General features: G+C 37.8%; 14 protein-coding genes. 8 read left to right on the forward strand and 6 right to left on the reverse strand.

What is annotated here, in order from left to right; translation table 11 throughout:
• Window positions 1-235: 235 nt before the first annotated feature.
• Window positions 236-2,323, reverse strand: a complete 2,088-nt coding sequence (gene fusA / locus CIK00_RS11810; protein ID WP_101769059.1) for an elongation factor G — start codon at window positions 2,321-2,323, stop codon at window positions 236-238.
• A 410-nt stretch (window positions 2,324-2,733) separates the two neighbouring features.
• Here fusA and CIK00_RS11815 point away from each other — a divergent pair, with 410 nt between their 5' ends.
• From CIK00_RS11815 to CIK00_RS11825, 3 genes are all read left to right on the forward strand, one after another.
• Window positions 2,734-3,186, forward strand: coding sequence for an RNA-binding S4 domain-containing protein (locus CIK00_RS11815; RefSeq protein WP_101769060.1), 453 nt, complete (start codon window positions 2,734-2,736; stop codon window positions 3,184-3,186).
• 96 nt (window positions 3,187-3,282) lie between these two features.
• Window positions 3,283-4,188: a M15 family metallopeptidase gene (locus CIK00_RS11820; RefSeq protein ID WP_101769061.1), complete on the forward strand. Its 906-nt coding sequence runs from the start codon at window positions 3,283-3,285 to the stop codon at window positions 4,186-4,188.
• Window positions 4,189-4,329: 141 nt separating this feature from the next.
• Window positions 4,330-5,238 (forward strand): aldo/keto reductase, encoded by a 909-nt coding sequence (locus CIK00_RS11825; protein ID WP_101769062.1) that lies wholly within the window; start codon window positions 4,330-4,332, stop codon window positions 5,236-5,238.
• A gap of 66 nt (window positions 5,239-5,304) precedes the next feature.
• Here the strand turns inward: CIK00_RS11825 and CIK00_RS11830 are convergent, their stop codons facing one another.
• Window positions 5,305-6,630 (reverse strand): rhodanese-like domain-containing protein, encoded by a 1,326-nt coding sequence (locus tag CIK00_RS11830; RefSeq protein WP_101769063.1) that lies wholly within the window; start codon window positions 6,628-6,630, stop codon window positions 5,305-5,307.
• Window positions 6,631-6,848: 218 nt separating this feature from the next.
• The gene (gene mobB / locus CIK00_RS11835) at window positions 6,849-7,370 is read right to left on the reverse strand and encodes a molybdopterin-guanine dinucleotide biosynthesis protein B (RefSeq protein ID WP_101769064.1); all 522 of its coding nucleotides are present in this window, start codon (window positions 7,368-7,370) and stop codon (window positions 6,849-6,851) included.
• Window positions 7,371-7,636: 266 nt separating this feature from the next.
• On the opposite strand from mobB, the gene CIK00_RS11840 reads away from it, so the two are divergent.
• On the forward strand, window positions 7,637-8,128 hold the full coding sequence (locus CIK00_RS11840) for a hypothetical protein (protein ID WP_045036648.1): 492 nt from the start codon (window positions 7,637-7,639) through the stop codon (window positions 8,126-8,128).
• A 95-nt stretch (window positions 8,129-8,223) separates the two neighbouring features.
• On the forward strand, window positions 8,224-9,351 hold the full coding sequence (locus tag CIK00_RS11845; RefSeq protein ID WP_308455490.1) for an endonuclease/exonuclease/phosphatase family protein: 1,128 nt from the start codon (window positions 8,224-8,226) through the stop codon (window positions 9,349-9,351).
• A gap of 50 nt (window positions 9,352-9,401) precedes the next feature.
• On the opposite strand, the gene CIK00_RS11850 is transcribed toward CIK00_RS11845, so the two are convergent.
• Together CIK00_RS11850 and amrA are read right to left on the reverse strand one after the other, a co-directional pair.
• The gene (locus tag CIK00_RS11850) at window positions 9,402-9,857 is read right to left on the reverse strand and encodes a hypothetical protein (RefSeq protein ID WP_101769065.1); all 456 of its coding nucleotides are present in this window, start codon (window positions 9,855-9,857) and stop codon (window positions 9,402-9,404) included.
• Window positions 9,858-10,016: 159 nt separating this feature from the next.
• Window positions 10,017-10,637: an AmmeMemoRadiSam system protein A gene (gene amrA / locus CIK00_RS11855; protein WP_101769066.1), complete on the reverse strand. Its 621-nt coding sequence runs from the start codon at window positions 10,635-10,637 to the stop codon at window positions 10,017-10,019.
• Between the two features lie 365 nt (window positions 10,638-11,002).
• Here amrA and CIK00_RS11860 point away from each other — a divergent pair, with 365 nt between their 5' ends.
• The 3 genes from CIK00_RS11860 to CIK00_RS11870 all read left to right on the forward strand — a co-directional run bounded on the left by CIK00_RS11860 (window position 11,003) and on the right by CIK00_RS11870 (window position 13,733).
• Window positions 11,003-11,320, forward strand: coding sequence for a glutaredoxin domain-containing protein (locus CIK00_RS11860; protein ID WP_101769067.1), 318 nt, complete (start codon window positions 11,003-11,005; stop codon window positions 11,318-11,320).
• 62 nt (window positions 11,321-11,382) lie between these two features.
• A complete protein-coding gene (locus tag CIK00_RS11865; protein WP_101769068.1) occupies window positions 11,383-11,592 on the forward strand; it encodes a hypothetical protein in 210 nt (69 codons plus the stop codon).
• 566 nt (window positions 11,593-12,158) lie between these two features.
• Window positions 12,159-13,733 carry a BCCT family transporter gene (locus CIK00_RS11870; RefSeq protein WP_101769069.1) on the forward strand — a complete coding sequence of 525 codons (1,575 nt, stop codon included), beginning with the start codon at window positions 12,159-12,161 and terminating at the stop codon, window positions 13,731-13,733.
• A gap of 107 nt (window positions 13,734-13,840) precedes the next feature.
• Here CIK00_RS11870 and CIK00_RS11875 read toward each other — a convergent pair whose 3' ends face one another.
• Window positions 13,841-14,590, reverse strand: coding sequence for a 3'-5' exonuclease (locus CIK00_RS11875; RefSeq protein ID WP_101769070.1), 750 nt, complete (start codon window positions 14,588-14,590; stop codon window positions 13,841-13,843).
• Window positions 14,591-14,592 lie beyond the last annotated feature (2 nt).

Consider the following 14,592-nt stretch of genomic DNA (forward strand, 5'->3'; position numbering starts at 1 on the left):
ATTAGTTTACGTTTGAGTCGTAATTTTACCTAAGCGTTTTAACGATGAATGATATGGCCATAATGAAGAAGGGGCGTGATTAGAGAGGAAAAAAGAGGATTTACGATGATGTCATATGGCGGTAAGGCTGTTGTTTTATGAGTGATACGAGAATAAGAGATGAAAAGTCTGGATAAAAAATAACCCCGAGAACAAAGTCCTCGGGGTTAATGTATCACTTAGGGTAATTTAAAAATTACTTCTTAGCGTTACGTTCTTTCTGCTCAGCGATAACTTTTTCAGAAACGCTAGCAGGACAAGGTGCGTAGTGTGAGAACTCCATAGAGAACTGACCACGGCCTGATGTCATAGTACGTAGAGTACCGATGTAACCAAACATTTCTGAAAGTGGTACGTCAGCTTTAATACGAGAACCAGTGATACCAGCGATTTGGTCTTTGATCATGCCACGACGACGGTTAAGGTCACCGATAACATCACCAACGTGATCTTCTGGAGTAAATACGTCAACGTTCATGATTGGCTCAAGAAGTTGCGCACCAGCTTTAGGCATAGATTGACGGAATGCGCCTTTCGCTGCGATTTCAAATGCTACTGCAGATGAATCGACTGCGTGGAAGCCACCATCAAGAAGCTCGATTTCAACGTCAAGAACAGGGAAACCAGCTAGAACACCAGTGTTCATCATGCCCTTGAAGCCTTTCTCGATTGCAGGCCAGAATTCTTTAGGAACGTTACCACCAATTACTGATGATTTGAACGTAAAGCCTGAACCTACTTCACCTGGTTTCATGATGTAGTCGATCTTACCGAACTGACCAGAACCACCAGATTGTTTCTTATGCGTGTAGCTATCTTCAACTGCTTTCGTGATTGTTTCACGGTAAGCAACTTGAGGTTGACCAACAATTAGGTCTACGCCGTATGTACGCTTAAGGATATCAACCTTAATGTCTAGGTGAAGTTCACCCATACCTTTAAGGATTGTTTCGCCAGTTTCTTCGTCAGTTTCAACTTGGAAAGATGGATCTTCTGCAACCATTTTACCGATTGCAAGACCCATTTTCTCAGAACCGCCTTTATCTTTAGGCGTTACAGCAATAGAGATTACTGGAGTTGGGAAGATCATTGGCTCAAGTGTACACTCGTGCTTAACATCACAAAGAGTGTGACCTGTTTGAACGTTTTTCATACCAACGATAGCGATGATATCGCCAGCGTGAGCTGAAGTAAGTTCGTTACGATCATTTGCTTGCATTTCAACCATACGGCCAACACGCTCAGTTTTACCTGTAGCTGAGTTAAGGATGGTGTCACCCTTGTTTAGCTTACCTGAGTAAATACGAACGAATGTTAGTGCGCCAAAGCGGTCATCCATGATTTTGAATGCAAGTGCTTTTAGTGGCTCGTCAACAGATACAATAGCAAATTCGCCATTTGCTTCGCCAGTTTCTGGGTCAGTTAACGGCTGTGGATCTACTTCTGTTGGACAAGGTAGGTAGTCAACAACAGCATCAAGAATAAGTTGCATACCCTTGTTTTTGAATGCTGAACCACAGTACGTTGGGAAGAAAGTACAAGTACGTGTACCAGCACGGATACAACGCTTGATTTCTTCAATAGAAGGTTCAACACCATCCATGTAAGCTTCTAGAAGATCGTCGTCTTGCTCAAGAGCAGTTTCGATCATTTCTTCACGGTAAGCTTCAACGTCATCAACCATATCTTCAGGAACAGGTAGAATTTCGAAGTTTTCTGGAAGACCAGTGTCATCCCATACGAATGCTTGACGAGATAGAACGTCAACAACACCAACGAAATCATCTTCACGACCGATTGGAAGTGTCATGATTAGTGGAGTCGCGCCTAGTACCTTCTTAACTTGATCTGTAACGCGGAAGAAATCTGCGCCCATACGGTCTAGTTTGTTAACGAAGATAATACGAGCAACTTCTGATTCGTTCGCATAACGCCAGTTAGTTTCTGATTGTGGTTCAACACCACCAGAACCACAGAATACACCGATGCCGCCATCAAGTACTTTAAGAGAACGGTAAACTTCAACTGTGAAGTCAACGTGTCCAGGAGTATCGATAACGTTAAAACGGTGATCTTTCCAGAAACAGCTTACTGCTGCTGACTGGATAGTTATTCCGCGCTCAGCTTCTTGTTCCATGAAGTCAGTTGTTGACTCGCCATCATGAACTTCACCAATCTTGTGGATTTGGCCAGTTAGCTTAAGGATACGCTCTGTAGTAGTGGTTTTACCCGCATCAACGTGCGCGAAAATACCAATGTTTCTGTATTTAGATAAATCTGTCATTGTTTTTCTCTATCAACAATTACTGTCACATGTGAGGTCGCGGATTATAGCACTAGTTGTGCTAATCAGAACATAGCCATATGTAATAAAAATAGGTATTAACTTGCTTTTTGCTCTTGGAGTTCTAACTGTTGACGAAGATCTGAGCAAATAACAGTGATAAAAACCAAGACTAGTCGAGGTTGATTATTATTGTAAGCTGATTTAAGGATATTTTAGTGATTTTTTGAGAGTCAAATGATGAATTAGTCTTGATATGAATGGCCTATAATAATAGACAAAAAACGATTTTTTAGTTTGTTTGTGCTTAAAAAATAGTAAGTCAGCTGGAATGTGTCATTTGTTTCACTTTCTGTTTATTAGTGAGGTAGAATTCAAGTAAGTCCTGTTTTGTTATTTGAGTGTACAAAATGTCAGAAGAAATAGAAGTAGAAGCACTGGAAGTTGAAGTTTCTGTCCAGCCGATTGAACTGTATAAAGTGCTTAAAATTGCTAATTTAGTCAGTGGTGGCGGCGAAGCTAAATATGCCATTTCTGATGGTTATGTTGCTGTAAATGGTGAAGTTGAATTACGTAAGCGTTGTAAAATCTATGATGGTGATGTAATTGAGTTTAATGGTGAATATTTTGTAGTTATTTGTGATCAACCCGTACAAGAAGTCATACCACGAGATCAACAACCAATCAAAGTGGCGCCTGTAGTTAAAGCGCCAAAAAAAGATAAAAAAGCACCACCAGTAAAGGCAAAGAAAAATAAAGCCGCACCAGCAACCAGTAAAAATCGTTCTGTAACTAAAAAAGAAGCAGAAAAAACAGAGAAGAAAGCAGATACAGCAACAGGACGTAAACCAATCAGCTTTTGATTGATGAGCTAAATTATTGAGGCGTGCTATTGCACGTCTTTTTTATCACTATTTTTTGAGATCGGTCGTATTAGGATGATAACTACTTCTCGTAATATGTATGTTTCGTTATTTTTACTTTCTGCATGCACGATGGCTGTGGCTGCTAATGCTGCTCAAATTAGTGTGCTATCTACTCACGAGTGCCAAGTAATGACTAAGGCGGGGGTTGTGTCTGCGACAGCCCCTGTGCCATGTCAACGCTTGAAAAAAGTTACGTTTCATTATCGTGATTTTGCAGGTAAAGCACATTCCAATGGTCAAGTGGTGGTGATGGATGCTGTCGCACCGTATGTGGGGAATATTTTTGATGCTTTATTTAAGCAAGGTTTTCCTATTCATAACGCCGTCCCTATAGAAGTGTATGGTGGTGATGATACCCGTTCGATGACTGCAAATAATACGTCAGCCTTTAATTATCGTCCGGTTGCTGGAACGGGTAGCTTATCATTACATGCTTATGGGGCCGCGATAGACCTTAATCCACTTCAAAATCCATTTGTAACGTTTAGTGGTAATGGTAATGTTAAATTTAGCCCTGCTCAAGGTACTCATTATGCCAATCGTGCTCAATATCGGTTTGGTAAACCAAATAGTCGAGGCATGGCTGAAGCCGTTATAGATATATTTGCTCGTAATGGTTTTCAATATTGGGGTGGTTTTTGGAATTCTCCGATTGATTATCAGCATTTTCAATTGACCAAAGATATGGCGTTAACCATGAGTAAAATGACGCCAGCACAAGCAACATTATTTTTTCAGCGTTATGTCGCGTGGTATGACAGTTGTAGCAAGATGTACCCAACAGCATATAAGCAGTATAAATTTAATGATTACGCAGAATACCTAAAGCATCAGTTATCCGTTAAGTCATTGCATACAGCTTATAGTGCTAATCCTCAACGGGTAATGGATGCGATTAAGCTTCAACCTGTACGCTCGGCTATTTGTGTAAAGCGTTAGTTGGCAAGAAGTTTATTGATAAGTTGCTATCTAAGTCATAGTTTTTAGTCTGCATACTTTGTTTTTAATTAATTCGTTTGCGGCAATGATTTGAGGATCTTAGGATGGTGCTATTAGTATTATTCGACAAAGGATGGTTCAATGGTTAGTCAAGTCACAATGGTTGCACAACAATTACACTTTTCAGAATTAGTGCAAGGCTATTGGCGTTTAGCTGAATGGGGCATGACTGCGCAACAACGATTAACGTTTATAGAGCAGCATCTTGAATTAGGGATCACCACGGTTGATCACGCTGATATTTATGGTGGCTATCAATGTGAGGCGTTATTTGGTGAAGCATTAGCGTTAAAACCAAGTTTACGTCAACAGCTACAGGTAGTGACGAAGTGTGATATTAATCTGTGCAATGCTAAATACCCTCAACGTCGCATTAATCATTACGATACCAGTAAGCAGCATATTGTTGATTCAGTAAATAATTCATTGGCAAACTTACATGTTGATAATATTGATCTGTTATTGATTCATCGCCCAGATATATTGATGGATGCTGATGAGGTTGCTTCTGCCTTTGCTGAGTTAAAACAACAAGGAAAGGTTAATCATTTTGGTGTGTCGAATTTTGCACCAGCGCAATTTGATTTATTGCAATCTCGTCTTGATCAGCCTCTGGTTACTAATCAAGTTGAAATTAATCCGCTTAATTTTGAAGTGGCACACGACGGTACGCTTGATCAATTACAAATGAAGCGCATTCATCCAATGGCGTGGTCATGTTTGGCAGGGGGCGAGATTTTCACTGGCAGCTCTGAGCAACATATTCGCGTGCGTGAAACCTTAATTGAGATCGCAGCTGAAATTGGTGCAGATAGCATTGATCAAGTGATTTATGCGTGGATTAGGTGTCTACCATCAAAACCGTTAGCTATTATAGGTTCGGGGAATATTGAACGGGTAAGATCGGCTGTTGAAGCCCTTGGGTTTTCATTATCACGTGAGCAGTTTTATCGAGTATGGGTAGCCGCAAAAGGTCATGGTGTGCCATAACAGAATCTAAAAATGGCAGCTGCTATCGTGAATGACCATCGTGATAGCTTGCTGCCATTGGTGTTGTTAGTGTACGTTGGCTGGGATTATTGTTCCATCAGCCGTAGGATTGTTTTTATTGGCACTCCATTGGTACCAACCACCATCGTAAACACTGATATTTTTCCAGCCGAGAACATGTGCGAAGAAGAATGCTTCTGATGCTCGCCAACCTGTACCACAGAAAAATGTCACATCTTGACGCGGTTTAATATTCCATTTTGCCCATTGTGCTGCAATTTCATTACCACTTTTCATGGTTTGATCTGGGTTAAGAAAATCTTGCATGTGGTAAGAATCTGAGCCTGCGTGACCCCACTTAGCACCTTCAATGCGTCCTTTTGGCTTAATGTAATCATAGCCGCTAGTTTTACCGATATATTCAGGCCAAGTACGAATACTCACGACAGATTGTTGACTCGCCGGTTTTTTCAATAATGATTTTACTTGTGTGGTATCGATTATATATTGAGGGTTTACTGGGATGGTCTTTCCAAACGCGACCGGTTTTTTATTGTAATTAGGTAAGTTTTCTGTGGGGTAACCAGCATTAATCCATGCTGTCCAGCCACCATTTAATAAACGTACGTCTTTAACGCCAGCATACATTAAGAAGTTAGCAAAACGCGCTGCTGACATATTGTTACGAGCATAAAGTATAACTGTGGTGTCATAACGAATACCAAGATCTGCAATTACTTTCGTTAATGCTGTATTACTGACTTTGTTCCACCATGGTTTTGATTCGATGGTATTGGTATTAACGTATAAAGAACCAGGAATATGATCAAGTAAATATTTTGTCGGTGGACCCCATTCAACTTCAACCAGTTTATAACCATGCTTTGGTGCGTAGCGAGGGTGCTTGCCGTCAATAAGATCATGTAGCCATGATGCGGGCACTAATTGTTGAAAATTGGGTAAAGCGCTAAGTTGACCATGGTAATGACTAAGGGATTGATTAATCGTTGTTAGCGACTGATAACCTTGAGCTTGTAATGCCGACGTTAATTGCTGAGCTTTATCTGCCGAGCAATATAAATAAGTAGGTAGGGTAGGTTTAAGATGTTTATCGCGTAATAGCGTTTGAAAACCTGAAGTATCTAACGTTTTTAACCAACTAGCATCAATGTTAACTGCACCAGCAATATGGCCGCCATACTGCTGTTGAGGCTCAGGCCAACCGTTATAAAGATTACTATTACGGCAATCAATAATTTGTAGTGGTGTGTTGTGTGCTTGCTGTTGAGCTAATTGCTCAAATGTTGCTGTGGTTGGCGATATAGAGGGTGCGGCAAATAGAGAACCAGATGTCAATAATAGCACAACCATAGCTGTTGTTTTAATGAGCATAATTAAATCAAATCACCTCAGTGATAGTTAAAAACAAGTGTGCATTTTAACGTTTTCAAAATGTAATACAATTGGATTCCAATAAATTATAAAAAATCAGTTATTGGAATGATTGAAAAAATTAAATTATGGTGTCTTATGAATAATAAGGTTATTTAAAGTACCGCCGTTTAGAGAACACTAAACAGCGGTATTTATATGGCATCAAATATGCGTAATTATGCTAACCATTTAATAATAAATTGACAAATATCTTGAGGGTTATTTAAATCTAGCTGTGGTAATGAACAGTTTTCAGGTGCTGGCTGATCACTAGCAAATGCCATAATTGTATTGTCGGTTGGATAAAGCAATGGTTTGCCGTAGCTTGGACGGTGAATTTCTATTTTTGGAAATGGTTGGTCACGAAACCCTTCAATTAAGACTAAGTCGAGTAGTTCATGATTAAGCTGACTTAGACAATGATTTAATTCAGGATCTTGGCGTTCTTGTTGTGGATACTCAAAGAACAACATATGCCGAGATTTAGTGGCTAATAAGGTTTGGCTACAACCCGCATGACGTAAGCGATAGCTATCTTTTCCTGGAGTATCAGGATCAATATCATGATGACTGTGCTTTAGAAGTCCGATTCGTAAATTGTGTTGTTTGAGTAGGGGAATAAGTTGCTCAAGAAGTGTTGTCTTTCCTGAACCACTAAAACCCGCGAAACCGAGTATGGGTGTAGGCGATGTAATCATTATGAGACCCGTTGATATTGATTCTTTTGCTATTATATACCTAACAAAAGTGAACACCTATCTACCGTGTATATTTATTGATATATAAGGGATTTATTTAAATAAACTTAATTTTGAGTTGTTGAATAAAAAACAGTAATCATGTTTTTTGGTAATAATAATGTGACAGTCTACATTTAATCTATATTGAGTTTATTATTATTAATAAGTCTATGACAGTCATAAATATAACAATTAATATAATATTTCCTAACAGGGAGTGTGTAATGTGGGCGACGTTAGATTTTGAAGCATCAGGACTCTCAGAATTTTCTTATCCAATAGAAGTAGGTTACTCACTACCAAGTGGTGTGGATCATAGCTTACTCATTAATCCGTTATCAGCCAGTGATGAGTGGCTGTATTGGGACACTTTTTCTGAATCACATATTCATGGCATTACACGGGATGAATTAAAGCAAGATGGTAAGCAAGTTGTCGATGTTTGCCAGCATCTTAATGCAGTTTTAGGGCAATATGAACGGGTGTTTTGTGATAGTGAATGGGATTTGTTTTGGTTAGGTCGGTTATATCATGCGGCTCATATGCGACCTTCATTTATGCTAACGGAGATCTGTTGTTGGCTCAAACAACATAATGGTCTTGATCGTGAATATTTTCAATTAGCCCTTGAACGGCAAGGACCCGTTAAACATCGTGCGAGTTATGATGCCAAACAAATTCGGCTAGCACTGAATACATTAATGAATAATCAGTAATATTATCTATTTATAAATCTGATGTTTATTATTGGCGGTATAGTTAATGACGATTACAATGTTTGGTATAAAAGCATATGTATATGAGAATTTAAGTGAAATCTACGTCTAGTCGTAATCAATCACTGCGTGTGGCGATGTTTAATATTTCGATGTCAGACAGTGAACCAGACAAAATATTAGCATTAACAACAAATCCTAATATTACGCGTTTAAAACGTCTCGCAGCCATTATTCAACATGCCGCAGCTGATGTGATATTGCTGTGTGAGTTCGATCATCTCGGGGATGGGGGTGATGATGGTGCGTTAGCCTCTTTCTGTGATAATTATTTAGCGATTTCTCAATATGGACAAGATCCTATCGAGTATCCATACCGTTTGTGCCCAGCCACTAATACGGGTTTATTGACAGGGGTTGATCTCAATCAGGATGGCATGATTTCATTGCCAGCTGATGGAATGGGATTTGGTCATTTTCACGGTAATTTTGGTTTTGTTTTATTATCTAAATACCCTATTCAAGATAATAATGTCCGTTCATGGCAACATCTGCTGTGGAACACGATGCCAAATACATTGATCCCTCGTGATTTTTACAGTCCTGAAGCGGTAAATATATTACGATTATCGTCTAAAAATCATCTTATTATACCTATCCAGTGTGGTTTTAAAGTGATAAACCTCGTGTGTTGCCATCCAACACCACCTGTATTTGATGGTCCTGAACGTCGCAATGCAAAACGTAATCATGATGAAATTCAACTTATTTGCGATATTCTCGATAATGCTGCGTATTTAGAGGACGATGCGGGTATTGCTGGTGGGCTAGCTCTCGATCAATCTTTTGTTGTGCTGGGCGATCTTAATGCTGATGTTACCGATGGTGATGGCTTAAAAACTCCGATTAAAGATTTACTTAATCACCCTCGGGTTCACCAACAGGTAAGTCATGGGGCATTAACGCCTAAAAGTATAGGGGGGAGTGAATATCGTCCGTGGCAACGACGTAAAGGGTGTAATAATGAATGGACTCATTTAGGTGGAATGCGTTTAGATTATGTGTTGCCATCGGCTAATTTAAATGTTGTAAAGAGTGGCGTATTTTGGCCTGAAAAAGCTCACCCATTACGACAATTAATGCTTGATGATAAAGGGCGAGAAAAACCACTAGCAGGATCTGATCATCGATTAGTTTGGGTTGATATCAAACTTACCGAGTAATTATTATAATAAAAGAGGAACAATAACGATTGTCCCTCTTTTAAATTGTATTAATTATTGGTATCTGCGGTCTTTTTTGCCCAAATTTCAAGCTTGGCTTTTTTAGTCACACCCGCTAAATTCAATGTTGCATTACCAATACTGTTATATGTCAATTCAATTGATTTTATTTTATTTTGAGCGCGATCAAGTGTCATTGCGCGTGTAGAACTATTTTTAGTTAGTAAACCTAATGTTGACAGTTGTTGCACATGACCATCAGCATAATTGATTTTAATAGCATCTATTTGTACAGTGCCTTGTATGCACGTTAATTTAAGATGGTTATAGTGTGCGGAATTAAATAATGAGTTGATTGTGACAGTATCAGTATCTGTTTGAAAATTAGCAGTTTTAGTGGCTAGTTTAACCCAATGGTTTGATGTTTCTTTAGGTGTGCTATTACAACCACTTAATGTTGCCAGTAATAGAATGCCAGCTAAAAATGGATAGATAAATTTACTCATAAAACCTCAATAAAGTAATAATAAAATCTGTTATGTATTTTATTGGTAACGTCGAATTTTTGTAAATTATGTCATACTTTAGAGGTTAGATGTTATAAATATGATAAAATGACTAAATATCTCAGTCATTTTATATTGATGATATTTTTAGATTGTTAATTAAAAATATTTACCGCGGATAGTATTGAAATTTTCTTTAAGTGCGCAGGTAGTAAACGTTTTAATGACCATAGAGTCAGACCAATAATTAGTTGACCAACCTGCTTTTTGTTTGAGTAGTTGTATAAATTGAAGCGTTGATAACCCTCGACGCCAAGCGCTTGGTAATACAACTGTTTGTACGTGTCGATCCGTTAACAACACCCCTTGCTTACTATGAGATAAATACTCAAACAATTCAGCTTCAGTACTAAAGGGTTGTATAACCAACGGTGATAGCACTTCGACTTCAATACTTAAATCATCAAGTTGATCTTCTGCAAGTGGCATAAAACGGCGATCTTCATAAGCACTACCAATCGCTTTGTTATGCATTTCTAATATTAAAGGTTTAGTTGCAATCGTAGAACCGATACAACCTTGTAGTTGACCGTTAACTTCTAATGTTACAAAGCATGCTGCAGGTTGCAACATTTTACGATTATAGTGCTCTATTTTAGGTGCAGACGTTGAAATTGCTTTTTCTGAAAAATGACCTCGAATCGCATCACGGGCAATATCCAGTAGCTGCGTAAGTTCACCTTTATTGTATGTTTGATGTGTGACAGCTGAAGTATCCACCAGTGTTCTCCTTTTTGATTCTTATGAATTATCAATACGTCCGTATATAAATAATGAAGGTGTGTATTTATAAAATGCTTGGCAGTGATATAAAATGTTATACGAGCTATAACTTATTTTATTGTTTGATTAATATCATCTATTTTTACTGATTATTCAATATGTGCGTAAGTAAAAAGTGTTAACTTGTTTGTCTAATTTATACTATTTGTAAGTTTCGCATAAGCGTGTTGTTAAATTGTCATAACTGAGTGATATTTGTGCTTTTTTGATTATTTTTTTGATTGTGTTGTTTATGGGTTTTACTCACAACGTAGATTGTTTTATCGTTAATGTCATTTTTGATACTGAAGATACATTAGATTATGAATAGCGATCAAGGTTTGACAATTGAACAATTAAGTGAATATAAAAATGTGATAATCACTCAGCCTAATTGTCCGTATTGTGTAAAAGCAAAAGCATTGCTGGATCAGCAAGGTACTGAATATGTGACATTAGTACTCGGACAACAATTAACAAAAATGGTTATGGTGGATTTTATTCAACATAGTGCAAATGTTAATGTACGAACAGTACCACAGATTATTTTAGATGGTCACTATATTGGCGGTCATGATGATTTAGTTGCATTTCTTGAACGTCAAGTTGGTAATACTAGCTTTGATGATTTTGAGTTATAGAATTGATCTAATATAACTAATGAAGGGGGAATTCCCCCTTTTTATAAATACCTAAGAGATAAATGATGAAATTGGATTTTTCGCAATTAAATAAACAAGCTAAACAATCATTTAGTAATCAACATGCAGTAATAAAAAAAGTGATGCAAGGGAAAGTGGTTGCTTGTGAGAAATGTGGACAACCTTTGGTATTGATTACACCAGAACAAAGTGAGCAACCAGGAATAGGTTGTATAAAAGGTTGTACTTTTATCTCTCTTGAGTTTGCTTGATAATTTACCATTACTTGTTTTTATTGTCGTTTTTGATTAAAAAATAATCGATACTGGTTAATTTTTGCAAACTTACTAATTAATTATAATTAACTTTTAAACAGTATTATTTTTTCAAGAAGCTTTATTATTCATACTAAAAGCGATGAGTTGATAATGGCTTATTCATTTTTATAATGCGGTAAGTTAATACCAATATTTTTTGTTTATTTATACTAATGAGTGCTTCTACTATTTAGGGTGAATATTACGTCTAATCTATTGATTAAAAATAATAAAAATAAATGTAATTTGGTATTGTTACATATAAAAAGTAGTTAAAAATTTCAAATGAACTAAAGTTGTAGCAATAGATAGTTAGAGTACAAATAAAAAATAGTTATTGTGATAAAAAGCAATTAATAGCAACGTCTGCTTTGGGCTTAAAATGAATCAAATCAATTCATTTGGTTGCTTTATTGCTCTATTGACAGTTCTTATCTACTAATGGTTATATAATGGCGCTTTAATTTTTATTTACATGACTAAATATTATAGTTGAGGCGATATCTAACAGGATGTAATAAATGAGTAAACACGATAAATATAGTATAAATAATACGGATTACACTATTGGGCAAGATAACGTCCAAAAGTGGGGGTTCGATGTGCATAACGCCGTTTTTGGTGTGAGTGCTGGATTGATAGTCATTTTTTTAATTGCAATTTTAGTTACTGATCCAGCAACAGCAAAAGCCGCTTTAGATAGTGTAAAGAGTGCGATTGTTAATCAATTTGCTTCTTTATTTATTTGGGCCGGTAATTTCTTTGTTTTCTTTTGTTTAGCCTTGATTGTTTCACCGTATGGACGCATTCGTCTAGGTGGTAAAGATGCAGAAGCTGAGCACACAACATTATCATGGCTTTCAATGCTATTTGCTGCGGGTATGGGCATTGGCTTAATGTTTTGGAGTGTAGCTGAACCTGCCGCTTATTTCACTGGTTGGGGTGGTTCTACACCATTAAATGTCACACCAGGAACACCAGAAGCTTTTCAAGTCGCGATGGGTGCAACGATGTACCACTGGGGTTTACACCCTTGGGCTATCTATGGTGTTGTTGCATTATCAATGGCATATTTTGCTTATAATAAAGGATTACCCCTTTCTATTCGCTCTGTATTTTATCCCATTCTTGGTGATCGTACATGGGGTTGGGCTGGACATATCATTGATATTCTAGCTGTTTTAGCAACATTGTTTGGTTTAGCGACCTCATTAGGCTTAGGTGCACAACAAGCCGCGAGTGGTATTAACCATGTATTTGGTACTCATGGCGGCTTAGGATTACAGATTGGTATTATCATTGTTGTGACTTGTGTCGCTATTTATTCTGTAGCAAAAGGCATCGATTCTGGTGTTAAGTTACTGAGTAATATTAATATGATAGTTGCCGTTGTCTTATTGATTTTTGTAGCTCTTGTCGGTTTTTCTGTTTCTATTGATACTATTCCAAAGACAGTAATGGGATATATTGAAAACTTTATTCCGTTAAGTAATCCATATGATCGTGCTGATGAAAAATGGATGCATGCTTGGACTGTTGTGTATTGGGCATGGTGGATTTCATGGTCACCATTTGTAGGTTCATTTATTGCGCGTATCTCAAAAGGTCGTACTGTTCGTGAGTTCTTAATTGCAGTATTACTTATTCCAACAGCAGTAACGATTGTTTGGATGTCAGTCTTTGGTGGACAGGCTATTCATCAAATAATGGATCATATTGGTACATTAGGCACGAAAGGTATCACCCAAGTGCCGTTAGCAATGTTCCAAATGTATGATGCGTTACCCTTTGGTACTATTTTATCGTTTATTTCGGTGATTCTTATTTTGGTGTTCTTTGTTACATCATCAGATTCGGGCTCATTGGTTATCGATAGTATTACAGCTGGTGGTAAAGTTGATAACCCTGTTGCGCAGCGTATTTTCTGGGCTGCCGTTGAAGGTGTTATTGCGATTGCATTGTTATGGGTTGGTGGTACGCAAGCCATTGAAGCATTACAAGCGGGTACAATTTCTACAGCGTTACCGTTTACGTTTATTTTATTATTAATGTGCGTCAGTTTATTAATGGGCTTTAGAACCGAGCGTGATAAATAACCCATTAGTTAAGTACTTAAAATAACGCTAACGTCATAAAAAGCAGCCGCCAGAATAAGATCTGAGTGGCTGCTTTTTTATGGGAGTCGTTTTCTGTAACAATCGTTTTATTCCCAAAGGTAGCCAATGGGTGTTTCAGGACTAAAGTGATAGGCGATTTGTGCTTGAAGTAATTCTGCTGTTGCTAAAGAATCAGTTAATGCATGGTGCGGTTGGTAGGCTGGTAGACCATAACGAGAACGGCATTTTCCCAGTCGTACTGAATCTGGACGTTTACCTTTTAATCTATTCCACAGGCCGTTAACTAGTTGCTGTTGAATGGTTGCTTCAATGGCTAATGTATCAACGACGGGGAATTGAATTCCTTCTCCTAAGCGAATTTTTAAGGCGCGATCCATAAATTGTCGCTCAATATTTTTGTAATGTACAACGACAACTTTTCCCGCTAGCGCATCTAATACCGCTTCAAGAATACGACGTAAATCAGGTGCTTGTTGCACGTCAGAGTGCGTAATACCGTGAATAACGACAGAATCTTCTTCTAATTTTACCTTAGGTTTTACTACCCAATGTTGTGATTCTCGACAATAAATACGATGAATATCAAAGGGTACTAATCCAATACTAACAATATCATCAGTTTCTGAATTGAGTCCTGTCGTTTCAAAATCGAGTGCCACAAAAGGCACTTCACTTAATGGTGTGTCTTCAGCGATAATACCCGTCTGATAATAAGATTTTATGCGGCTATCTTGTGCTTCTTGCGCCAATATTTTGAACCGTAAATGCCAGTCAGAAACTGGCATGTTACGCGTAAAGTGTGCAGAAGCAGATTGTTTTGATCCGTAATGAAACATTA

The sequence above is a fragment of the Photobacterium carnosum genome, from assembly GCF_002849605.1.
Classification (GTDB): Bacteria; Pseudomonadota; Gammaproteobacteria; order Enterobacterales; family Vibrionaceae; genus Photobacterium; species Photobacterium carnosum.